20 protein-coding genes and 1 tRNA gene are annotated in these 23083 nt (G+C 71.4%); 8 read left to right on the top strand and 13 right to left on the bottom strand.

The features are described 5' to 3' along the window. Positions 1-16: 16 nt before the first annotated feature. The 4 genes from V6V89_RS19390 to V6V89_RS19375 all read right to left on the bottom strand — a co-directional run bounded on the left by V6V89_RS19390 (position 17) and on the right by V6V89_RS19375 (position 4892). Positions 17-1168 carry a M48 family metallopeptidase gene (locus V6V89_RS19390; protein ID WP_334620569.1) on the bottom strand — a complete coding sequence of 384 codons (1152 nt, stop codon included), beginning with the start codon at positions 1166-1168 and terminating at the stop codon, positions 17-19. Positions 1169-1419: 251 nt separating this feature from the next. Continuing rightward, complete coding sequence (locus tag V6V89_RS19385) at positions 1420-2964, bottom strand: cobyric acid synthase (protein ID WP_334620568.1); 1545 nt, start codon at positions 2962-2964, stop codon at positions 1420-1422. Continuing rightward, positions 2961-3992 (bottom strand): cobalamin biosynthesis protein, encoded by a 1032-nt coding sequence (locus V6V89_RS19380; RefSeq protein ID WP_334620567.1) that lies wholly within the window; start codon positions 3990-3992, stop codon positions 2961-2963. Before V6V89_RS19380 ends, V6V89_RS19385 begins: the two co-directional genes overlap by 4 nt. A gap of 123 nt (positions 3993-4115) precedes the next feature. After that, positions 4116-4892, bottom strand: a complete 777-nt coding sequence (locus V6V89_RS19375; RefSeq protein WP_334620566.1) for a single-stranded DNA-binding protein — start codon at positions 4890-4892, stop codon at positions 4116-4118. Positions 4893-5036: 144 nt separating this feature from the next. On the opposite strand from V6V89_RS19375, the gene V6V89_RS19370 reads away from it, so the two are divergent. Next, the gene (locus tag V6V89_RS19370) at positions 5037-6020 is read left to right on the top strand and encodes an alpha/beta hydrolase (RefSeq protein WP_334620565.1); all 984 of its coding nucleotides are present in this window, start codon (positions 5037-5039) and stop codon (positions 6018-6020) included. A gap of 89 nt (positions 6021-6109) precedes the next feature. Further along, positions 6110-6182, top strand: a tRNA-Arg gene (locus tag V6V89_RS19365). A 174-nt stretch (positions 6183-6356) separates the two neighbouring features. Here V6V89_RS19365 and sigJ read toward each other — a convergent pair. Next, on the bottom strand, positions 6357-7235 hold the full coding sequence (gene sigJ / locus V6V89_RS19360; RefSeq protein WP_334620564.1) for an RNA polymerase sigma factor SigJ: 879 nt from the start codon (positions 7233-7235) through the stop codon (positions 6357-6359). Between the two features lie 43 nt (positions 7236-7278). On the opposite strand from sigJ, the gene V6V89_RS19355 reads away from it, so the two are divergent. Continuing rightward, positions 7279-8025: an SDR family oxidoreductase gene (locus V6V89_RS19355; RefSeq protein ID WP_334620563.1), complete on the top strand. Its 747-nt coding sequence runs from the start codon at positions 7279-7281 to the stop codon at positions 8023-8025. Here the strand turns inward: V6V89_RS19355 and V6V89_RS19350 are convergent. The 5 genes from V6V89_RS19350 to V6V89_RS19330 form a co-directional block, all read right to left on the bottom strand. Beyond that, positions 8003-8980 carry a ketopantoate reductase family protein gene (locus V6V89_RS19350; protein ID WP_334620562.1) on the bottom strand — a complete coding sequence of 326 codons (978 nt, stop codon included), beginning with the start codon at positions 8978-8980 and terminating at the stop codon, positions 8003-8005. The two genes, V6V89_RS19355 and V6V89_RS19350, sit on opposite strands and share 23 nt — an antisense overlap. Then, the gene (locus tag V6V89_RS19345) at positions 8980-10233 is read right to left on the bottom strand and encodes an RNA polymerase sigma factor (RefSeq protein ID WP_334620561.1); all 1254 of its coding nucleotides are present in this window, start codon (positions 10231-10233) and stop codon (positions 8980-8982) included. The genes V6V89_RS19350 and V6V89_RS19345 overlap by 1 nt, the downstream gene beginning before the upstream one ends. 10 nt (positions 10234-10243) lie before the next feature. Then, on the bottom strand, positions 10244-11527 hold the full coding sequence (locus tag V6V89_RS19340; protein ID WP_334620560.1) for a serine/threonine-protein kinase: 1284 nt from the start codon (positions 11525-11527) through the stop codon (positions 10244-10246). A 31-nt stretch (positions 11528-11558) separates the two neighbouring features. Continuing rightward, a complete protein-coding gene (locus V6V89_RS19335) occupies positions 11559-12803 on the bottom strand; it encodes an MFS transporter (RefSeq protein WP_334620559.1) in 1245 nt (414 codons plus the stop codon). A gap of 121 nt (positions 12804-12924) precedes the next feature. Next, the gene (locus V6V89_RS19330; RefSeq protein WP_334620558.1) at positions 12925-13497 is read right to left on the bottom strand and encodes an ArsR/SmtB family transcription factor; all 573 of its coding nucleotides are present in this window, start codon (positions 13495-13497) and stop codon (positions 12925-12927) included. 158 nt (positions 13498-13655) lie between these two features. Here V6V89_RS19330 and V6V89_RS19325 point away from each other — a divergent pair, with 158 nt between their 5' ends. The 4 genes from V6V89_RS19325 to V6V89_RS19310 are packed head-to-tail and all read left to right on the top strand — an operon-like array spanning position 13656 to position 18135. Next, the gene (locus V6V89_RS19325) at positions 13656-14978 is read left to right on the top strand and encodes an ABC transporter substrate-binding protein (protein ID WP_334620557.1); all 1323 of its coding nucleotides are present in this window, start codon (positions 13656-13658) and stop codon (positions 14976-14978) included. Continuing rightward, complete coding sequence (locus tag V6V89_RS19320) at positions 14979-15953, top strand: carbohydrate ABC transporter permease (RefSeq protein ID WP_334620556.1); 975 nt, start codon at positions 14979-14981, stop codon at positions 15951-15953. 2 nt (positions 15954-15955) lie between these two features. Beyond that, a complete protein-coding gene (locus V6V89_RS19315) occupies positions 15956-16786 on the top strand; it encodes a carbohydrate ABC transporter permease (protein WP_334620580.1) in 831 nt (276 codons plus the stop codon). Then, positions 16783-18135, top strand: a complete 1353-nt coding sequence (locus tag V6V89_RS19310) for a GH1 family beta-glucosidase (protein WP_334620555.1) — start codon at positions 16783-16785, stop codon at positions 18133-18135. Before V6V89_RS19315 ends, V6V89_RS19310 begins: the two co-directional genes overlap by 4 nt. A gap of 839 nt (positions 18136-18974) precedes the next feature. Here the strand turns inward: V6V89_RS19310 and V6V89_RS19305 are convergent. After that, on the bottom strand, positions 18975-19649 hold the full coding sequence (locus tag V6V89_RS19305) for a DUF2293 domain-containing protein (RefSeq protein ID WP_334620554.1): 675 nt from the start codon (positions 19647-19649) through the stop codon (positions 18975-18977). 90 nt (positions 19650-19739) lie between these two features. On the opposite strand from V6V89_RS19305, the gene V6V89_RS19300 reads away from it, so the two are divergent. Then, positions 19740-20237, top strand: coding sequence for a nucleotidyltransferase family protein (locus tag V6V89_RS19300; protein ID WP_334620553.1), 498 nt, complete (start codon positions 19740-19742; stop codon positions 20235-20237). Between the two features lie 2 nt (positions 20238-20239). Here the strand turns inward: V6V89_RS19300 and V6V89_RS19295 are convergent, their stop codons facing one another. Both V6V89_RS19295 and V6V89_RS19290 read right to left on the bottom strand, forming a co-directional pair. Then, the gene (locus tag V6V89_RS19295) at positions 20240-21622 is read right to left on the bottom strand and encodes a M16 family metallopeptidase (protein ID WP_334620552.1); all 1383 of its coding nucleotides are present in this window, start codon (positions 21620-21622) and stop codon (positions 20240-20242) included. Further along, positions 21619-22908 carry a M16 family metallopeptidase gene (locus tag V6V89_RS19290; protein WP_334620551.1) on the bottom strand — a complete coding sequence of 430 codons (1290 nt, stop codon included), beginning with the start codon at positions 22906-22908 and terminating at the stop codon, positions 21619-21621. Before V6V89_RS19290 ends, V6V89_RS19295 begins: the two co-directional genes overlap by 4 nt. Positions 22909-23083: the final 175 nt, after the last annotated feature.

Genomic DNA, 23083 nt, shown 5'->3' with positions numbered 1-23083 from the left:
GTCCGCGTATCGGGCGTCACTCCTCGTCGGTGGTCGTGGTGGTGGTGCCGTTCGTCCTCGGCGGTGGCTCCTGCCCCTCGCGCCCGCCACGAGCCGCACGCGCCGCCGCCTCACCCGCGGTGTTGAACCACGTCCGCGCTCGCCCGGCCTGACCGCCGACCCACTCGCCGACATCGGTGGCCCCGTCGCCCAGCCGGCGCAGCAGCCCGACCAACGGGTCCTGGGTCCGCCCGAACGCCTCCCGGTACGACGCGGCCGCCGCCTTGATCTCCTCGGACACCGAGGCGGAGCTGTCGTCGTCGCGCCGCGGGTACTCACCGGCCAGGATCCGCCCGTAGTCCCCCTCGTCGATCCAGTGCCGCAGGTGCGCCGCCCGCGCCACCGGCACCGGGTGCGTGCTCCACGCCGTCATCCGGAGCTTGTGCAGGCTGTCGCGCAGGTCGCCCCCGCCGTCGTACTCGGCCGCCTGCTCCAGGAACGCCGCCGTGTCGACCTCGGACAGATCGCCGCCGCCGGCCATCTTCATCAACAGCCGCAGCGATGCCGCCGGGTCCTGTCCGGCGAGCAGGCCGGCCCGGTCGGCCGAAAGCTCCGCCTTGCGCCACCACTCGTACATCGCCGCGATGATCGCCCGCAGCGCGATCGCGCCCACCGGCAGCCAGGCCAGGTTGGCCGCCCAGCCGGTCAGGATCTTCAGGATCGTCTTGTAGACGGCGTGCCCGCTGCGCACGTGTCCCAGCTCGTGCCCCAACAGCGCCCGCAACTCGTCGTCGTCGAGCTGCTGCACACTCCCCGTGTTGATCACGATGAAGGGCTTGTCGAGCCCGATCGCCTCGCCGTTGATCGTCGGGTCCTGCCGCACGTACAACTCGGGCAGCTCGGGCACGTCGAGCGACTGGGCCGCCTCCGAGTACAGCCGGAACACCCGCGGATACTGCCGGTGGTCGACCCGGATCGCGGACGCCAGGTACATCAAGCGGAACCCGCGCTCGTTCCACATGCCGAAGAACGCCTTGACCACGTCGTCGAAGCCGCGCAGCTCGCGCAGCGCCGTCAACGCCCCCCGGTCCGCCGGGTGCTCCCACGCCCGCGAACTGATCCCCGTCAGCACCACTCGCCGTCGCGCCGGTGGCGTCGCCGGCGTGGCACCTTCATCGCTTACCGTCATTTGGTCGCTCCCCGTGGCTCAGGCAGGCCCCCGCTGTTGATGCCGATGCTGCCCGAGTCCCGGCCAGACGTCCATGCCTAACACCCCCGATATCCCCCTGACATCGCGCCACCCCGCTCTTCCCCGCCCTTCCCCGCCGCCCGCGCCCTCTCCCCGCCACCCACCCCTCTTTCCGCCGATCAAGGGCAAATGCACGTGGTTTGATCGCTAATCCGCGTGCGTTTGCCCATGATCGATGGGGTTTCCCTTGATCAAGGGCTGGGTGGGGGGCCCGGTGGCAGCACCGGGAGGCCCGCCGGAGCGCCCTCCTCGACCAGCCGCCAGAGCGCCGTCGTGTCCAGATGCTCCTCGACCATGTCGCCGAGCAGGTCGAGCGTGCGCTCCCGCGCCGCCGCGAAGCTGGTGCCCTCCGCGACCCGAAACCCGCGCCGCCCCGCCAGCCGCGCCACCTCGACGAGAAACCGCCGCCGGAACTCGTCGGACTCGAACGCCCCGTGCCAGTGGGTGCCGAACACCGCCCCGGCGGCAGCCCCTTCCCCACGCCCGTCGGTGTAGGTGATCAGCGGCGCGAGCTCAGGATCCGACCACGACACGCACCCGTGATGGATCTCGTACCCGCGCACCGGCACCGCCCCGAACGCCGTACCCCCCGACTGGGCGAGCGTCTTGCGCTCCCCGAAGGTCACCTCGACCGGCAGCAGCCCCAGCCCCGGCACCGTGCCGCGCCGGCTCTCCACGTCGTCGTGGATGGCCCGGCCAAGCATCTGAAAACCGCCACAGATCCCCAACACCGGTCGGCCGGCTCGGGCGTGCGCGGTCACCGCGCCCGCGAGACCCGTCTCGCGCAGCCACGCCAGGTCGGCCACCGTCGACTTCGAGCCGGGCAGCACCACGAGATCCGCGTCGGCCAGCTCCGCCGGCTCGACGGTCAGCCGCACCCGGACCCCCGGCTCGGCGGCGAGCGCCTCGGCGTCGGTGGCGTTGGAGACGCGCGGCAGCCGCACCACCGCGACCCGCAGCCACTCCTCTCCCTGCGGTGCCGCCGGTCGCCCGAGCACCCGCCCGTACGCGAGCGAGTCTTCCGCGTCCAGCCACAGGTCCACCTGCCACGGCAGCACCCCGTACACCGGCCGCCCGGTCACCGAGGTGATCATGTCGAGGCCCGGCTGGAGGAGGCCGAGGTCGCCGCGGAACTTGTTCACCACGAAGCCGCTGACCAGCGCCTGATCCTCGGGCGACAGGAGTGCCACCGTGCCGAACAGCGCGGCGAACACCCCGCCCCGGTCGATGTCGCCGACGACGACCACCGGCAGCCCGGCGTGCCGGGCGAGCCCCATGTTGACGAAGTCGCCCCGGCGCAGGTTGATCTCGGTCGGGCTGCCCGCGCCCTCGCAGACCACCACGTCGTACTCGGCACGCAGGTCAGCGAACGTGTCGAACACCGCCTCGGCCAGACGCGGCCGCAGCGAATGGAAGTTGGCGGCCGTCACCGTGTCGACGGCCTCGCCGAGCAGCACCACCTGGCTCGACCGGTCGCTGCCCGGCTTGAGCAGCACCGGGTTGAACCGCACGTCCGGCGCCACGCCGCTCGCCGCCGCCTGCATCGCCTGCGCCCGGCCGATCTCGCCGCCCCGTCCACGGGCGTCGACCACGACCACCGAGTTGTTGGACATGTTCTGTGCCTTGAACGGTGCGACCTTCACCCCGTTGCGACGCAGCCAGCGACAGATGCCCGCGGTGAGCACACTCTTGCCCGCGTCCGAGGTCGTGCCGGCGACTAGCAGCCCTCCGGTCACCGCCGCGGCCCCGCCTCCGCCACCGGTTTGCGCTTCGTGCCTGGCGCTCGTCGCTTCGCCGAACCGCTGTCGACCGCGGCCCGGCGTGCCCGCGCTGCTCCGGCGGCCAGGGCGGTCGCGGCGGCCAGGGCGGTGGCCGCTACGCCCACGGCCCCCGACAGGCGGGCCGCGCGCCGGATGTCGAGGGCTACCGGACGCGGACCGTCGCCGAGGAACGGCCGGGTCTCGGAGCGTCCAAAGTAGACGTTTTGTCCGCCGAGCCTTACGCCGAGGGCCCCCGCCATCGCTGATTCGCACTGCCCCGCGTTGGGGCTCGGGTGGTCGGTTCGGTCGCGTCGCCAGATCCGCCAGGCGCGCCGGGGGTCACCGTCGACGAGCGGCGCTCCGACGATGGTCAGCAGGGCGGTCAGCCGCGAGGGCACCAGGTTGAGCCCGTCGTCCAACCGGGCCGCCGCCGTGCCGAACCGCGCGTATCGCACCGACCGGTGCCCGACCATCGCGTCGAGGGTGTTGACCACCCGGTACCCGACCAGCCCCGGCAGGCCGGCGACCGCGCCCCAGAACAGGGGCGCCACCACCGCGTCGGACGTGTTCTCCGCGACCGACTCGACCGTTGCCCGAGCGAGCTCCGGCTCGTCGAGCCGCGACGGGTCGCGCCCGCACAGGTGCCCGAGGCGCGCTCGCGCGGCCGGCAGGTCACCGCGCTCCAGGGCGCCCGCCATGACGCCGGCTTCCCGCCGCAGTGTGCGGGCCCCGAGCACCGCCCAGGTGCCGGCCGCCACGAGTGCCGCACGCGCCACGGGCTGCCGCCTGGTCAGCACCGTCGCGGCGACCGCTGCCGCCACGGGCACACCAACCGCGACGGCCGCATACGCCGTACCGGCCACGCGGTCCGGCCGGTAGAGCCGGCGCTCCAGGGCGGTGGCTGCCTGGCCGAACCCGGCGACCGGGTGAAACCGCCGCGGGTCACCGAGCACCGCGTCGAGAGCGAAGCCAGCGAGCAGCCCGACCGCGTTCGCCGCGCTCATGCCCGCACCTCACCGGCCACGCCGATGACGACGATCTCCACGCCGATCACCCCCGGCGGCAGCCTAGCCGGGTGGGGCGGGGTGGCCGGCACTTACCGGGGGGATCCGGCCACCCCGCCGGTCCTAGGCCGGCACGGCCTCCCTGCCGCGGCCGCGCCTGCGCCGCCCGGAGCCGCCGGCAGACTCCTCGCCGTCGACCCCGATCGTGGCCGCCTCATCGCCGGCAGACTCCTCGTCAACATCCGAGCCGCCATCCGAGTCGGTGGACGAATCGTCGGACTCGTCATCGGACAGCGGCGCGAGGTCGTCGTCTCCGTCGAGGCTGGGCCCGAATCCCGCCCCACGGATGGCCGCCAACGCGTCGTACGCGGGCGCGGGAGAGATGGGCGCGTGCTGGAAGTCGGGGTCGTTGAGGTCGTCGAGCGGGTGGTCACCAAAGCGACTCGGCGCCTCCTGGTCCGGTACATCCTCAGTCGCCTCGCCGCGGACCCGGCTCTCTGCTTCGGGATCTTCGAGCGAGCTTGTGGCGAGCGTAGGCCGGTTGCGGGCGAAGCGGCCCCGGCCGCGCGCCAGGTCGTGCCCGACGGCGAGGGCCTCCATCTCGTACAGGGTGCGGTTGTTGCCCTCGCCGTCGATCCAGTCCCGGGTGTAGAGCCGGCCCACGACGATGACCGGGTCACCGACCATGATGGACGCGGCGACGCCCTCGGCGAGCTTGCGCCAGCAGTTCACCCGCAGCCGCAGGCTGTTGCCATCGACCCACTGCCCACTCTCGCGGTTGAGCCGGCGCGCGGTCGAGGCGACCTTGAAGTTGGCCACGAGCGAGTTGGTCTGGGTCGTACGCCGCCATTCGGGAGCGGTCATGACGTTGCCGACAATAGTGACGTAAGTATCGAACATGGTTCCAGCCTGGCCGACCGATCGATGCGTCACCACCGGCAATCGCCGCGCTGTGGACATCGTGGCTTCCTGTGGAAAACGACCTGATCAAGCTCCTACCTGCTAGCGATCGACTTGTTACCAGGAAGTAGTACCGTCACGGATGTGGAACCGGACCTGCTCGGGGCGCCCTACGAACGCCAGACGATCGAGCTGACCGACGACGACGAAGGCATCGTTGTAGCCACTCTGGTCAGCCGCCGCGCGCCAGAGTCCAACGGTCGGGCGGTGCTCTACGTACACGGCTTCGTCGACTACTTCTTCCAGACGCACCTCGCCGATTTCTACGTCGACCGTGGCTGGGACTTCTACGCACTCGACCTGCGCAAACATGGCCGCAGCCTGCTGCCGCACCAGACCGCGAACTTCTGTCACAGCCTCACCGACTACTACCCCGAGCTCGACGAGGCCGCCCGCGTCATCCGCGAGGAGCACGGCCACCACACCATGCTCGTCAACGGCCACTCCACCGGCGGCCTGCTCACCTCGCTGTGGGCGCACGACCGCCGCGACGCCGGCATCGTCGACGGGCTGATCCTCAACAGCCCGTTCTTCGACTTCAACGCCCCCTGGTTCGTGCGGCGCCCCGTGGCGGCCGCAGTGGCGAGGGTCGGTCGCGGCGCGCCGTACCGGATCATCCCCCTCGGCGTCTCCCCCGTGTACGGCCAGAGCCTGCACTCCGACCACCAGGGCGAGTGGACCTACAACCTGGCTTGGAAGCCCATCGGCGGCTTCCCGGTGCGGGCCGGCTGGCTGCACGCCATCCGCCAGGCGCAGCAGCGGCTGCGGACCGGCCTCGCGATCCCGGTGCCGGTGCTGCTGGCCTGCTCGGAGCGCAGCTTCCGCAGCACCCGCTGGCACGACGCGGCGGCCCTAGCCGACGCGGTCCTCGACGTCGAGCACATGGTCCGGTGGGCGCCGCGTTTGGGGCGACACGTCACCGTTGTCCGATTCGACGGTGGGAAGCACGATCTCACGCTGTCTGGCCCGGCGGTGCGGGCCCAGGTCTTCGATGAACTGAACCGCTGGGTATCGGCGTACATGGAGACGCCGACAGCGGCACCGACCGGTCCGACGGACCGGGCCTAAACTGGCATCTCGGGCGACACCGCCAGGACCGGAAACCTGGTGCTCGTCAGGTGCACGGGTGAAAACCTAGTATGTGCTGGCCAGACCGGGCGCTCGTAGCTCAGCGGATAGAGCAGCTGCCTTCTAAGCAGTTGGTCGCAGGTTCGAATCCTGCCGGGCGCACCTCCACAGAACCAGCTCGCGACCGCCCTCCCCACGGCCGCCGATCAAGGGCGATCGCATCGCTCAGGGCAAACGCACGTGAAATGAAATGGAGATCAAAGCACGTGCATTCGCCCTTGATCGACGGGCAAGGCGGCCAGGTACGGGCGAGACGGGTGGCGCCACGCGGAACTGCTAGGCAAGGGGGATGGCGAGGTGGTCTAGGCGGTCCGGGTCGGCCAGGACGTCGATGGCGACGATCCGGTCGTCCACCACCGTGAAGGCCATGACGAACATCGGCTTGCCCTGCGGCGCCACCACGACACCAGCCGCACCGTTGATGAGCGCCCGGTGCACGAACGGCGACAATGCGCGAGACGTAAACGCCTGCCGCGACACCGCCTGGGCGCCGCGCAGCACCATGTTGAGGCGCGGGCGCGTGGCACCGCCGTCGGAGCGCAAAATCACGTCGGGGTCCAGCACCGCGACGAGCGCGTCGAGGTCGCCGTCGCGCGAGGCGGCGAAGAACGCGTCGACGACGGCACGCTGCCGGCGCACGTCGGGGTCGGGCGCGGGCGCCTGACCCTGTACCCGGCGGCGGGCGCGACTGGCGAGTTGGCGGGTCGCGGCGGGTGACCGGTCGATCACCGGTGCGATCTCCTCGAACGGCAGCGCGAACATGTCGTGCAGCACGAACGCGACCCGCTCGGCCGGGTTCAGCGTCTCCAGGACGACGAGCAGCGCCAGGCCGACGGCGTCGTGCAGTACCGCCTCGTGCTCGGGGTCCACTCCGGACTCCGGGCTGACGATCGGGTCAGGCACCCGCACGTCGAGTGGCTCCTCAAGACGAAAGCGGCGGGAGCGCAGCATGTTCAGGCAGATCCGGGAGACCACCGTGGTCAGCCAGGCGCGCGGGTTGTCGACGTCGCTGGTGTCGGCGCGGCTGGCTCGCAGCCACGCCTCCTGCACGGCGTCGTCGGCTTCGGCGAGCGACCCGAGCATCCGATAGGCCACCGCCCGCAGGTGTGACCGGTACGACTCGAAGTCCAAGGCCCTGTCACATTCCTTCCGCACCGTGTGTCCCCCGTTAGAGACGACACCTACCGGGGAGCGAATCATGACATCACCCATCCTGGTCACCGGCGGTACGGGCCTGCTCGGCGGCCACCTGCTTCCACTGCTGGAGGGCCACGACGTGCGCGTCCTGAGCCGCCGCACAGCAGATCGCACGTATGTGACCGGTGACCTGCTCACCGGCGAGGGGGTGGACGCGGCGGTCGCCGGCATCGACACGATCGTGCACCTCGCGGGCGGTCAGAAGGGCGACGACGTCGCGACCCGCAACCTGGTCGAGGCCGCGACCCGGGCCGGCGTGCGGCATGTGGTGTACATCTCGGTGATCGGGGCGGACCGGGTGCCGCTGGGCTGGCTCCGGATGAAGCTGGCCGCCGAGCGGGCGATCGCCGAGTCGGGCCTGCCGTGGACGACGCTGCGCGCGGCCCAGTTTCACGACCTCGTCTACAAGACGGTCCGGGCCATGGCCAAGCTGCCGGTGGTGCCAGTGCCCGGCGGGCTGCGCTTTCAGCCCGTGGATGCCGGAGACGTCGCCGCCCGGCTGGTGGAGTTGGCGCTCGGCGAGCCGGCAGGGCTGGTGCCGGACCTTGCGGGCCCGACGGTCTACCCGATCGGTGACCTGATCCGGGACCATCTCAAGGCGCGGGGCAAGCGCCGCCCGATGCTGCCGGTGCGGATGCCCGGCAAGGTGGGCCGCGCGTACCGGGCCGGCGCCAACCTCACCCTCGACGGCGCGACGCTGGGCAAGCGTACCTGGGAGGAGTTTCTCAGCGAAGCGGCGACGTCATGAGCGACCGGAACTCGTCGACGGGCAGCGAGCCGGGTGCCCGTCCCTCGCGCGCGAATTGGTTGGCCAGCCGCTGGGCCAGCTCGTTGGCGGGCGCCGGCACCCCGTGCGCCCGCCCGATCAGCACGACCTCGCCGTTGAGGTAGTCGGCTTCGACCGAGCCGGTGCCACGGGCCAGGCTCTGCCAAGACGAGCCGCCCTGCCGCTGCTCGCCCTCGACCGGTCGCATCCGCAGGATGTCGCCGCGCCGCTCGCGGTCCTCCTCCTCGGAGGCGTACGGGATGCCGGCGGCCGTCAACACCGACGAACCCTCGTCACGTACCAGGCGCGCGATCTCGTCGATGCCGTCGACCCGGCCGCACACCGCCTCGACGGCGTTGGCGGTGTTCGCCAGCAGCTTCCGGTACTTCCAGCGCATGACGTCCGGCCGCGGCTCGGAGTGGAACCCCGCGGCCCGGAACGCGGCGGCCAGTTCGGCAGCCGTTCCGTCGACACCGCCCGGGTACCGGCCGACGTCGAGGATGCCGGGCGTCGGCGCGCAGTTGGCGACCACGACGCCAGGCACCAGGTGGGTGGCGGGCAGCATCACGCATACGCCGTACACGTTCGCGAACATGCGCAGCGCCGCGTGCTCGTTGGCGACGCCGTTCTGCACGCAGGCCACCGGTGTGCCGGGCTCCGCGTGCGCGGCGATCGCGCTCAACGCGCCGGCCGTGTCCATGCTCTTCACGGCGAGCAGCACCATGTCGCCGGGGCGCCAGTCGACCTCGCCAGCGGTGGCGGCGACCGGCAGGCGGTACACGTCGGAGCCCTCGGGTGACCGCACGCGGAGGCCGTCGCTGCGGATGGCCTCGAGGTTCGCTCCCCTGGCCACCAGGACCACGTCGAAGCCGGCGCCGGCCAGGCGCCCAGCGACCACGCCGCCGACCGCGCCGGCGCCCACGACCACGAACCGCACTACACGCCCGCCTTCGCCGCCCGGTCCAGGAGCAGGTCGCGCTCCCGGGAGTTTCTGGTCAGCGCGGCCGCCCGTTCGAACTCCACCCGTGCCTCGTCGTGCCTGCCGAGCTTGGCGAGCAGGTCGCCGCGCACGCTCGGCAGGTGGTGGTATCCGGCGAGCGCCGGCGCGTCGGCGATCTCGTCGACGAGGGCCAGACCGGCCGCCGGCCCGTACGCCATCGCCACCGCGACGGCGCGGTTGAGCTCCACGACCGGCGAGGGCGTCACCTCGCCGAGCAGCCCGTAGAGGGCTGCGATCCGCCGCCAGTCGGTCTCCTCCGCGTTGCGCGCCCGCACATGGCAGGCCGCGATGGCCGCCTGGAGCGCGTACGGCCCGAGCGCCGCGCCGAGCGCCTCGGCCCGTGCCAGCGCGGCGAGCCCGCGGCGGATCAGCAGCTGGTCCCAGCGCGCCCGGCTCTGCTCCAGCAGCGGCACCGGCCGGCCGCCCGGTCCGGTCCGCGCCCGCGACCGGGACGCCTGGATCTCCATCAGCGCCACCAACCCGTGTACCTCGGGCTCGCGCGGCACCAGCTCGGCGAGGACCCGACCGAGTCGCAGCGCGTCTTCGCACAGGGCGGGGCGCAGCCAGTCGTCGCCCGAGGTCGCGGAGTATCCCTCGTTGAAGATCAGGTAGATGACCTCCAGGACCGAGGAGAGCCGCACCGCGCGGTCGGGCTCCGGCGGTACCTCAAAAGGGATCTTTTTGGCGGCGAGCGTGCGCTTCGCGCGCACGATGCGCTGCGCGACCGTTGGTTCCGGCACCAGGTAGGCGCGCGCGATCTCGTCGGTGGTCAGGCCGCCGAGCAGGCGAAGCGTCAGCGCCACCCGGGCCTCCGTGGACAGCACCGGGTGACACGCGATGAACATCAGCCGCAGCAGGTCGTCGCCCAGGTCCTCGTCGACCTCGAACTCCGGCTCGACCTGCTGCCGAACCTCCAGGTCCGCGGCGAGGTCTTCCTGCTTGCGCTCCAGGCGCTTGCTGCGGCGGATGTGATCGATCGCGCGATGCTTCGCGGTCGCCATCAGCCACGCGCCGGGATTGTCGGGTATGCCGTCACGCGGCCACTGCTCGAGCGCCGCGACCAGGGCATCCTGCGCCAGCTCCTCAGCGAGCCCCACGTCGTTGACGATCCGGGCGAGCCCCGCGATGATCCGCGCCGACTCGATCCGCCAGACCGCGTCGATGGCCCGATGCGTCTCGACCGCCGTCACCCTGAGGATCCTACGGCGCTGGAGTTGCCGCGGCGGTGGCCTCCGGCGTGACTGCGGGCGCGGAGGTGGGCGCCTCGGTCTCGGAATCGTCCTCACCCTCGGTGGGCTCCGGCGTGGCCGGTGCGCTGGTGGCAGCCTCGCTGGGGCTGGCCGACGGCGACGCCGACTGGGTGGGCGCCGTGGTGCGCCCGGCCGGGCGCCGGGTCGGCGACCCGGCGTCGTCGGTGACGACGGCCTGCGACGACGGCACGTCGCCCGGCCCGGGATTCTCACCGCCACCGCCGTCGTCGTCGGGCAGCAGCGCGATCGCCGCCGCCGCCACCGCGCCGACCAGCAGCGCGCCGCCGAGGGCCCACCATTTCCGGTACCGGCTGCCGGTGTGCGCCGCGGGGAAGGAGGCGGTTGTGGCGGGTCCGCCGGGCCGCGCGGCCGCGCCGGGCACGACGGCGGCGGCGCCGCTTGCGCCGGCGAGGAGCGCGGTGGTCGCGCCGCCGCCCGCTGCCCGCATCGCGTCGGCCAGGGCTTCGGCATTCGGGTACCGGTCTTCGGGCTCCCGCGCCATCGCCCGCGTCACGACGGCGCGCACGCCTTCGGGCACGTCGTCCGGCAGCGGGTCGGGCTCGCCCTCAAGCCGCTGGAGGGCCACCTGGAGCGCGTTCTCGCCCTCGTACGGCGGCCGCCCCGCCAGGCAGTGGTACGCGACCGCACCCAGCGCGTACACGTCGGTGGCCGGCGACAGTGGTTTCTTCGAGACCTGCTCGGGCGCCATGTACAGCGCGGTGCCGATCACCTCGTGGGTCTTGGTGACGCTCCCGGCGGCGGCCGATCGGGCCACCCCGAAGTCCACGAGCACCACGGTGGCGTTGGGCTGGATGAGCAGATTGCCCGGCTTTACGTCGCGATGTACGACGCCCTTGAGGTGCACCGCGTGCAGCGCGGCCGCCGCCTGTGTGACGATCGACACGGTCTCGGCGACGTCGAGCCGCCCGGCCGCCTCGATCCGCTCCGAGAGCGGCTCCCCCTCCACGTACGCCATCACCAGGTAGGTGGTGTCACCCTCGCCGTAGTCGTAGACGCTGACGACGTTCGGATGGTGCAGCCCGGCCAGCGTGCGCGCCTCGGACCGGAAACGCTCGGTGAAACCCGGTTCGGCCACCAGTCCGGGCCGCAGGACCTTGACGGCGACCGCCCGATCGAGCAGCACGTCGGTGGCGCGCCATACCTCGCCCATGCCGCCGGTCGCGACGCGTTCACCCAACCGGTAGCGCTCGCCCAACAGATCTCCGGAATCCACCACCCGTCACCCGTACCCTGATCGGGCACACCTACGCAACTGCAAGGGGTAGGTCACGGCGTCCGCGGATGGGCTCGGCGAGCAGGATGAGCCCGGCGAGCACCACGCACGCCAGCATCGCCCACATCGTGGCGCGTACCCCGATCGTGCTGGCCAGGGCGCCCGCGAGCAGGGCACCGAGCGGGATCGTGCCGTAGTTGACGAGCTGCATGCTGGCGGTCACCCGCCCCAGAAGGTGTGGTGGCGGGTAGGACTGGCGAAAGCTGGCCTTGATGACGTTGCCGGCCACCACGCCCGCCACGAGCACGAACCCGCCGGCCACCACGAAACCGAGGCGGGGCCCGGGGCCACCGAGCGCGATGAGCAGGCCGAACGGCGCCCCGCCCAGCTCGCACAGGATCATGCCGCGGGCGGTGCCGAAGCGCCGGCTGATCGGCGTGGCGACGACCGCACCGGCGACCCCGCCGAGCCCCATGACGGCGATCAGACCGCCGACGGTGCCGGGGCTCACGCCGATGACGCGCGTGAGAAAGACCACCATCACCGCCTGGTACCCGATGAGCCCGATGTTGCTCACCGCGCCAAAGATGGTCAGCACGCGCAGGTACCGGTCGGCGGCGACGAACCGCAACCCTTCGCCGACCTCCCGCAGGGTGTTGGCTTGTCCGCGCCCGGTCACCTTCTCGCGAGTCTCGATCCTCAGTAGACAGATCGCGGAGACGAGGAAGCTCAACGCGTCGCCGAGCAGCCCGGTCACCGCGCCGAAGAGCTGCGCCACGAGCCCGCCGATGCCCGGGCCGACGACCTGCGCGGCCGACTCGCTGCCGTGCAGCTTGGCGTTGGCGGCGGGCAGGGCGGCGGCGGGCAGCAGCACGGGTGGGTACGTCTGGTAGGCGGTCTGGAAGAACACGCCCGCCGCGCCGGTGAGCAGTGCCGCGGCGAGCAGGTGTGCGATGTGGAGCATGCCGAGCCAGGCCGCGACCGGCACGCTGAGCACCACTAGCAGCGCGGCGAGATCACAGACGATCATGACGGTGCGGCGCGGCAGCCGGTCGACCCACACGCCGGCGGGCAGGCCCAGGATCAGCCACGGCAGCCAGGTGGCGGCGGGCAGCATCGCCACCAGAAACGCACTGGCGTCCAATGTGGACACCGCTACGAGAGGCAGCGCCACGCTGGTGATGGTGCTGCCGAGCTTGCTACTGGTCTGGCCGATCCACAACAGACGGAAGTCGCGGCGCACCCCGGGGGTGACCGGAGCGAGGGTGGTGGTCATGCGCCGCCGCCCGCAGCCGGCCCGAAGTCGAGGGAGCGACGCGACCGAGCGCAGGGTCGGCTACAGGGCGGCCCAAGAGGCGCATGACCTGCGCGAGCGTAGCGAGCGCCAATTAGCGCGGTCATGGCCGTGCCGGTACGGCGTAGGCGAACACGAACACCGGCTCGCGCTGCTCACCGTCGTCGGGCAGGTCGCGGTCGGCCCACCGCGCGAATACCGCGAGCACGTCGCGCTCCAGCGCGGCCAACTCGGCCGGCGTGAGGTGGAGCCACTTGTCGGCACTGAAGGCGCTGCTCTGCCACCGGGCCCGTTCCGCCTCGTCGGTCGCGAACCAGGCGCGCACAAGGCCGACGTGGTGGTCGAGGTTGAGCGACTCGGCGGCGCTGGCCACGGCGGCGGTAGCCGGGTCGCCGTCGAAGTCGGCCGTCGTCCAGCGCAGGCCAGCGGAGACCCGCCGCCACCAGCGCTCGCGCCGGTCTCGGGCCAGCTCCGGCGCCTCCTCGATCAGGTCGCACGCGCCGAGCACCTTCAGGTGGTGGCTGACGTTGGCGACCGCCTGGTCGGTGCGCTCGGCGAGCTGGCTGACGGTCTGCGGGCCATAGACCTTCAGCACGTCCATCAGGCGTCGCCGCAAGGGGTGGGACAGGGCGGCCAGCACCCGGGAGTCGGTGACCTGGCGAATTTCCTTCGTCATGGCCTCAATATACAAGAGGTCTTGCGCAACTTCTCTTGTAGATGAGTGCAAGCTGTTGAGAGCGCTCTCTTGACAAGCCGGAAACGAGCAGCCAATCTCTGTGAGAGCGCTCTCAGGTTGATTTCTTCTGACCCAGTACATCGAGAGGGGTCCCTTTCATGGGCATCACATCGCGCGGCCGCCGGTCCGCGGTCACGGCCATGGCCGGATTCGCGGCGGTCGCCGTACTCGCGGCAGCCGCCGGATGCGGCGGTGGCGACGACGAGGCCAGCGGCGACGGCACGATCACGCTGACCGTGGACGTCTTCGGGCAGTTCGGCTACGAAGAGCTCTACAAGGAGTACATGGCCAGCCACCCCAACATCAAGATCGTCGAGCGGGGCACCGGCGCCAACCTCGACGAGTACTCGCCACGGCTCACCCAGTGGCTCGCGGCCGGCAAGGGCGCCGGCGACGTGGTCGCCATCGAAGAGGGCCTGCTCGTCGAGTACAAGGCCAACCCGGGCAACTTCGTCAACCTGCTGGACCACGGCGCAGCCGACCTCAAGCCCAACTTCATGGAATGGAAGTGGAACCAAGGGCTGACCGCCGACGGCAAGCAGCTCATCGGCCTCGGCACCGACGTCGGCGGCATGGCGATGTGCTACCGCAAGGACCTCTTCGAGAAGGCCGGCCTGCCCACCGACCGGGAAGCGGTCTCCAAGCTCTGGCCCACCTGGGCCGACTACGTCAAGGTCGGCGAGCAGTTCAAGGCCAAGAACACCGGCGCCGCGTTCCTCGACGCGGCCACCAACACCTTCAACACGATCGTGCTGCAGACCGCCGGTGACGGCGGTGGCTACACCTACTACGACACCGGCAACAAGCTCGTCGTCGACAGCAACCCGGCCGTCAAGCAGGCGTGGGACACGACGATGGACATCATCGACTCCGGCCTGTCCGGCAAGTACGGCGCCTGGTCCGACGAGTGGGTGGCCGCGTTCAAGCAGGCCAAGTTCGCCACGATCGCCTGCCCTGCCTGGATGACCGGCGTCATCGAAGGCAACGCCGGCGCGGAGGCCTCCGGCAAGTGGGACATCGCCGCCGTGCCCGGCAACGGCGGCAACTGGGGCGGCTCGTTCCTCGCGGTGCCCAAGCAGGGCAAGCACCAGAAGGAAGCCGCCGATCTGGCGAAGTTCCTGACCAGCCCGCAGGGCCAGATCGGCGCGTTCAAGGCCAAGGGCCCACTGCCGTCCTCGCCGCAGGCGCTCGACGACCCAGCCATCACGCAGGCCACCAACGCGTACTTCAGCAACGCGCCGACCGGCCAGATCTTCGCGGCCGGCGCCAAGAGCCTCAAGCCGGTCTACATGGGACCGCGCAACCAGGCGGTCCGCACCGAGGTGGAGAACGCCGTCCGCACGGTCGAACTCGGACAGCGCAACGCCGTCCAGGGCTGGAGCGACGCGGTCGCGGGCGCCAAGAAGGCCGCGGACAAGTAAGTGGCCCTCCACCTGGAAACCCGTGTCGAGCCCGGGGCGGCGGCACCCCGCCCCGGGCACCCACCCCGATTCCGGCTGACCCGGCTGGACATCAAGGCCTCGCCCTACCTGTACATCGCGCCGTTCTTCGTCCTCTTCGGAGTCTTCGGCGCCTACCCGCTCGCGTACACGCTCTGGGTCTCGCTGCACGACTGGGACCTGCTCGCGGAGGACCACCCGTTCGTCGGGCTGGACAACTACACGCAGCTGATGGGCGACGCCGACTTCTGGCACTCGGTGGTCAACACGCTCGGCATCTTCGTCATCTCGACGGTGCCGCAGCTGCTGCTCGCGCTCTGGATCGCCAACCTGCTCAACCGGCAGCTGCGTGCCCGGACGCTCTTCCGGATGGGCATCCTCATCCCGAACATCACGTCCACCGCCGCCGTGGCCATCGTCTTCGGCCAACTCTTCAGCCGCGAGTTCGGCCTCATCAACTGGACACTCGACCTGGTCGGCATCGACGCCATCGACTGGCGCGCCAACCGGTTCGCCTCCTGGGTCGCGGTGTCCACAATGGTCGACTGGCGATGGACCGGGTACAACGCGCTCATCTTCCTGGCCGCCATGCAGGCGATCCCGCGCGACCTGTACGAGTCGGCCGCGATCGACGGCGCGAACGCCGCCCGGCAGTTCTGGTCGATCACCGTGCCGATGCTCCGGCCGACAATCATCTTCTGCATCATCGTGTCGACCATCGGCGGCCTCCAGCTCTTCACCGAACCGCTGCTGTTCAACTCGGGCACCAACCCCATCCGCGGCGGGCCCAGCCGGGAGTCACAGACCATGACCATGTACATGTTCGAGAACGCCTTCGCACCCAACTTCAACTTCGGGTACGGCGGAGCGGTCGCCTGGATGCTCTTCGCCCTCATCGCGATCGTGGCGATCGTCAACGTGGTGCTCATCCGGCGCCTCTCCCGGGGAGGGCGGTGACCATGCGGCTCTGGAGCGGCACCCGCCTTACGTACGCGACGCTGGTCGTCGCGATCCTGATGTCCGCCTTCCCCATCTACTGGATGTTCGTCGTGGCCACCCGGTCCAGCGACACCATGGGCGAGGTGCCGCCGCCGGTGACCCCAGGCGGCAACCTGCCCGGCAACGTCGACCGACTGCTCAGCAACTCCGACGCCCACTTCCTCACCGGCATGCTCAACTCCGCTATCGTCGCCGGCTGCGTCACCGTGTCCGTGGTGTTCTTCTCGTCGCTGGCCGGGTTCGCGTTCGCGAAGCTGCGGTTCCGCGGCTCCAACGCGCTGCTCCTGGTGATCATCGCGACCATGATGGTGCCCACCCAACTCGGCGTCATCCCGCTCTACATGCTGATGACAAAGCTCAACTGGAACGATGAGCTGCAGGCCGTCATCGTGCCCGGGCTAGTCACCGGGTTCGGCGTGTTCATGATGCGCCAGTACGCCAGCCAGGCCGTGTCGAGCGAGCTCATCGAAGCGGCCAGAGTGGACGGTTGCACCACGTTCCGCATCTTCTGGAGCGTGGTCGCCCCAGCGCTCCGGCCGGCCGCCGCGGTGCTCGGCCTACTCACGTTCATGACCACGTGGAACGACTTCCTCTGGCCGTACGCGGTCCTCAACGACCCCCAGAACCCGACGGTCCAGCTCTCCCTGCGCGCCCTGTCCAACGGCTACTACCAGGACATGTCGCAGGTCTTCACCGGCACGGCAATCGCCACACTTCCGCTGCTGCTGGTCTTCATAATCTTCGGTCGCCAGATCATCGGCGGGATCATGGAAGGCGCGGTCAAGGCGTGACCTCACTGTCATTTCCGGACGATTTCGTGTGGGGCGCGGCCACCGCCGCGTATCAAATCGAGGGCGCGGCGCGCGACGACGGTCGTGCTCCGTCCATCTGGGACACCTTTTCGCGTACGCCGGGAAGGGTGGCCGCCGGACACACCGGCGACGTGGCGTGCGACCACTATCACCGGTATCCGGAGGACGTGGCGCTCATGGCCTCGCTCGGGCTGCGGGCGTACCGGTTCTCGGTGTCGTGGCCGCGTATCCAGCCCGACGGCAGCGGGCCCATCAACCCGCGCGGGCTCGACTTCTACGACCGGCTCGTCGACGCGCTGCTGGCCGCCGGCATCGACCCGCTAGTCACCCTCTACCACTGGGACCTGCCACAGTCGCTTGAGGACAATGGCGGCTGGCCCGCGCGCGACACAGCCTACCGGTTCGCCGCCTACGCGAGCGCGGTGTACGGCCGGCTCGGCGACCGGGTGCGCAGCTGGACCACGCTCAACGAGCCATGGTGCGCGGCGTACCTCGGGTACGGCTCGGGAGTGCACGCACCGGGTCGCCAGGACGCGGCGGCCGCGTTCCGCTCGGTACACCATCTGCTGCTGGCGCACGGCCTGGCGGCCACCGCGCTGCGAGCCGGCGGCGCCGGCACCGTCGCGATAACGCTGAACCCGGCGGCGGTCCTCCCCGCCGACCCGGCCAGCGAAGCCGACGCGCACGCCGTCCGGATGGTCGACGGCCTGCACAACCGGGTCTTCCTCGACCCGCTACTGGCCGGCGGCTACCCGCCGGACGTCCTGGCGCACATCGAGCGGTTCACCGACCTGTCGCACGTGCACGAGGGCGACGAAAAGACCATCGGCGCGCCGATCGACGTGCTCGGCGTCAACTACTACTCCCCGACGTACGTGGCGGCGCGGTCGGGCGCTCCCGGCGGCGGCGGCGCGTACCCGGGCACCGAAGACATCCACTTCCTGCCGCCCAGCGGGCCGGTCACCGGGATGGGCTGGCAGATCGAGCCGTCCGCGCTGACCACGCTGCTGGTGCGGCTGCACACCGACTACCCCGGCACCCCACTGATGATCACGGAGAATGGGGCGGCCTTCGACGACACCGGCCCCGACCACGACCGGATCTCCTATCTGGACGGTCACCTGCGCGCGGTGCACGCGGCCATCGCGCAAGGGGTGGACGTGCGCGGGTACCTGGTGTGGTCGCTGCTGGACAACTTCGAGTGGCACGACGGCTACGCCAAACGCTTCGGCATCATCCACGTCGACTACGAAACCCAACGCCGCACGCTAAAACACAGCGCGCTGTGGTACCGCGACGTAATCACCCGAGCCTCCCTCCCCGCGTAACCCCATCGCCCGCCGCCCGCGCCGCCCGTGGCGCGCCGTCCTTGCGACGCCCGCACCCCCTGCGGCGCCACCCGCGACGCGCCGCCTCCGCGGCGCTCGCGCCGCCCTCCGTCCGTCGATCAAGGGCGAATGCACGTGGTTGGATCTCTTTTCCACGTGCGTTTGCCCTTGATCGACGAGATCTTCCTCGATCGCCGTCTCGGCCACGGGCGGCGAGCGCCAAGGCCGCGTGCGGCAGCTGCCAGGACCGGGTGCGTCAGGCGCCAAGACCGCGTGCGGCGAGCATCGGGGCCGCGGGCGGCAGGCGCCGAGGCCGCGGCGGGCGGCGAGGGCTGCCGAGCGGCGTCGCATCAGGGGCGATGCCGCTCTTTCGGGGAAAGAGCGGCGTCGCCGTGCCCTTGAGGCCGCGATATCGCCGAAGTCGCGGTCGCGGATCTGATCATCGGCGATCGGCGTCCTTTCAAAGGCGGCTACTCGCCACAAACGCCGCCGCCTCCCCGCCGCTGTGGGCGCTACGCCGACGCGCGATGGCGCCGTCCAGCCGCCGCACAGCCCGCCGCTAGGGCGGGCAACCTTGACCGCCGATCAAGGAGATCTCCATCGATCAAGGGCAAATGCACGCGGAAAAGAGATCCAACCACGTGCATTTGCCCTTGATCGACGGCTGGGGGCGGCGCCGGCGCGGTGCCCACCAGGGCGGGGTCAGCGCCTCCGCTCCCGAACTGGCGCGCACCACCCGGTACTCCTGCCCGTAGCGACGCCGAACATCGCGCGCGACCGCACGGGACACCGCGGGGTCGTCGTCGACGGTCACGATCGCTGGGTTGGCCATTGCCCAATCAAAGCACGCGCTGGGCCCCCGCCGACCAGCTCGCGATTACATGATCAACCGCTGGCCGGATACGCTCGCGCGCCTCCGCCCACGACACGCCCGCCATGAGCAGCGTGTCGTACTCGGTGTCCTGGTGCCGCACGGACGCGACCACGGCCCGGCGCAGCGCCTCGTCGTCGAGCGCCCGCCCCGCCGCGCTGCGCCCGACCCGTCCGCTGCCGCGCTCCCCGGTGTGCCGGGCGATGGCTTCGGCACGCTTGGGTGGGCAGCCGGGGAAGAGCTGGCCGATCCGCTCCGCCATCCGGGCCTGGAGCTCCAGGTCCGCCGAGGCTCGGCGTTCGCGGTCGCGTTCGCGCCGCCGCAGCCGCGCCTCCTCGTCGCCGAGGCACTGCTCCTCGGCCGCCGCCAGCGCGTCCGCCTCGACCAGCACGCCCTGCCGCTCGTACCGCTTGCGGCTGCGGCTGAAGCGCACGACGACCGCCGACAGCCCGCTGCCCTTCTTCGCCCGCCGGGTCAGCGCCGCGTCACCCGCCGGCAGGTACACCAGGTGGTCGAGGTCCACACAGGACAGGCAGTGCGGCTTGCCGTCCGCCATGACGAGCAGCTCGGCGGGGCCGTGGCAGATGCCGCACGTGCGATCCTTGACCGGCCAGATGACGACCAACTCGTTTTCCGGAGGCACGCGATAAAGGGTAACGACGAGGTGGCGGCGCTACGGAATCTGATCCGATCGTCGCCCTGGCACATGCGGGTGCTCGCGACGGTGCGAACGGTGGGACTGCCGGACGCCTGGGTGGGGGCCGGCGTGATACGCGACCTGGTCTGGGGCGAGCTGTACGGCAGCGGCTTCCAGCCGTCCGCGGTGCGCGACGTCGACGTGGCGTACTTCGACCCGGACGACCTCCGTCGCGAACGCGATGACCGGGCGACGCGGGAACTATGCGACGCCTGGCCCGGTCAGCCGTGGGAGGCGAAGAACCAGGCTGCCGTGCACACCTGGTATGAGGCGAAGTTCGGCGACCCGGTGGCGCCGCTGCGCTCGGTCGCCGAGGCGATCGCGACGTGGCCGGAGACGGCGACGACGGTCGGGGTACGGCTGGACGAGTCGGGCGAGATCCAGGTGCTGGCCCCGTTGGGACTGGAGGACCTCATGGGCGGCGTCTGGCGGCGCAACCCGGTGCGGATCAGCCTGGAGCGGTCACTGGAGCGGCTGGCTCGCCACCGCCCCGCCGACCGCTGGCCAGGCGTCCAGGTGATCCCCCCGACCTGAGCTCAGACGGTGACCACAGGGCCGAGGTCGGCGGCTGTCAGGTCGGCGTGGATCTTTTCGGCGTCGCCCTCCACCACCAGGGTCAGGGCGCCCGGCTGGAGGTGGTCGGCAGCCGCCTTGGAGACCGTGTCGACGTCGGCCGCGAGCAGGGCGGCGCGCAGCGTGGCGTGGTAGTCGTCGGGCAGGTCGTGCACAACCAGGGTCGCCAGGGCCCCGGCGATCGCTCCCGAGGTCTGCAGCTCGACCGAGAGCTGCCCGGCCCGCCACGAGCGCGCCACCGCCAACTCCTCCTCGGTCACGCCGCCGGCCTGGGTGCGGGCGATCTCGCCGACGGTGTCGACCAGGGCGGGCGCGGTCACCGCGGTCTGCACCGCCGAGCTGACCACGAACCGCCCGAACCGCCGCGACTGCCCAAACTCGCTCCGGATGCCATAGGTGTACCCGCGCACCTCGCGGATCAGGTGGTTGAGCCGCGACGTGAACGCGCCGCCCAGCACGGTCGCGGCCAGCGCCATCGGCACGTAGTCGGGGTGCGAGCGGTGCGGCGCGGCATGCCCGAGGCGCAGCGTGGATTGCACGGAACCGGGCCGGTCGACCAGGATGATCCGGCGCTCGGGGCGCGGCGTCACAGGCAGCGGGTCGCCGGCTCCGGCGACGGGTGCGCCCGTGCCCGCGAACACGGCGGCGCCGAGCGCGTCGATGTCGAGACGGTCCAGGTCACCGGCCACGAGCAGGGTGCCCGGCTGGCCGAACCACTCGCGGTGGAAGCCCACCGCGTCGTCGACCGTGACGGCCGCCACCGAGTCCGGGTCGCCGTGCAGCGGACGGCCGTGCCGCTGGTCGATGCCGAAGAGGTCGGCCCGCAGGGCGGCGTCTGCACGCGGACCGGGCTCGGCCCAGTCCATGCGCAGGGCGGTCACCTCGTCGTCGCGTACCCGCGCCACGTCGGCCGGGTCGAGCCGGGGCGTGCGGGCGGCCTCGGCGAGCAGCGCCACCGCGTCCGGCAGCCGCTCGGCCGGCGCCTGCACGCCGACCCGGAACGAGTCCCAGTCCACAGTGGTGAAAAGCTCGGCGCCGAGGCCCTCCAGCGCCAGCGCGTAGGCGGCCGAGTCTCGTGTCGCCGTACCCTCCTCAAGGGACTTGGCCACGACGGCACCGACGCCTTCGCGGCCGGCGGGCTCGCGGCCGGCTCCGGCGTCGAGGAGCAGGACGGCGACGGCGAGTGCCTGGCCGGGGAGGTGCGCCGCGACGACGCCGTCGCGGCGGATGACCTCGGGAAACCGGTACGGCCGGGCCGCACCCGGCCCCGGACGCTCGCTGATCAAGGTGTGAGGTCCCCGCGGAGAGGTGGAGCGCAGCGGAGCGTCTTCGTGAGGTGCGTTCATGCCGGCTCCTCGGGCAGGTAGGAAAGGGTGACGCGGGTCTCGGGGTGGAGCGCTTCCGAGGCGACGGCCGCCACCTCGTCGAGCGTGACGGCCTGCCACGCCGGCAGCCGCTCCCCAGCGCGGGCCGGATCGCCGAACTGGGTCGCGTACCGGCTCAGCGCGTCGGCTCGTCCAGCCACAGTGGACACCTGCCGCCACCACGCGGTGGCGAGCAACGCCTTGGCGCGGTCCAACTCCTCGGCGGTGATGCCGGCGGCCAGCTCGTCGACGACCTCGACCAGCCCGGCCTCCAGCGCCGCCGCGTCGACACCGTCGCGCGCGGTCGCCGTGACGATCAGCGGCGCGGGCGCGTGGGCCAGATCGACGCCGTACGCCGAGACGTAGTCGGGCTGCGCGAGGCGCGCCCCGTCGGCGAGGCGCTGGTACAGCCGGCTGCCCCGACCGTTGCCCAACGCGGTGGCGAGCACCGTCACCGCGTCGTACTCGCGGCTGCCGAACGGGTACGTCCGGTGCGCCAGATAGATACGCGGGGCGGGCACGTCGGCGGTCACGGTCTCGCGCACCGGGGCGGTCACGGACGGCGGCCGTGTGCCGTCCGGCGCGGCCGGGATGTCGTCGCGCGGCGGCAGCCCACCGAAGTACTTGTCGGCCAGCGCGAACACCTCCGCCGCCGGGGCGTCGCCGACCACCGACAGCACCGCGTTGTTCGGCGCGTAGTAGGTGGTGTGGAACGCCTGGAACGTCGCCAGGTCGGCGGCGTTCAGGTCGGCCATCGACCCGATGGTGGCGTGGTGGTACGGGTGGCCGGGTGGATACAGCAGCGGCAGCAGGCGCAGCCAGGCGTCGCCGTAGGGCACGTTCTCGTACCGCTGGCGGCGCTCGTTCTTGACCACCTCGCGCTGGTTGTCGAGCGTCTCCTGGGTGAGCGCCGGCACCAGGCCGCCCATCCGGTCGGCTTCGAGCCACAGCGCCAGCTCGAGGTGCTCGGCCGGCACGGTCTCGAAGTAGTTGGTGCGATCCGGATTCGTGGTGGCGTTGAGCGAGCCGCCTGAGCCTTGGATCAGTCGCATGTGCTCGGTCTTCGGCACGTGCACCGAGCCCTCGAACATCAGGTGCTCGAAGAGGTGCGCGAAACCGGTCTGGCCCTCGGGCTCGTGGCGCGAGCCGACGTCGTACCAGAGGTTGACGGCCACGACGGGGGCGGTGCGGTCTTCGCTGACGACGACGCGCATGCCGTTGTCGAGGCGGGCGGTCTCGATGGGCCACGGGAAACCGGTCGGCGACATGGGCACGACGGTATCGGATCTCGCTGGCCACCGGCCTGCGGCCTCGCTGGCCGCACTTCGGACACATCGGCGCGTCCGAATATTCCGCCCGAATAGGTGTTACGCCCCGATCAGCACCGCTTCTACCGTCATTGTACGGATCTTGAGTTGCGCCACCTCCGGTTGATCTGCGCCA

The sequence above is a fragment of the Micromonospora sp. CPCC 206061 genome, from assembly GCF_036906915.1.
Classification (GTDB): domain Bacteria; phylum Actinomycetota; class Actinomycetes; order Mycobacteriales; family Micromonosporaceae; genus Phytohabitans.
This window is presented reverse-complemented; position numbering and strand designations above follow the sequence as displayed.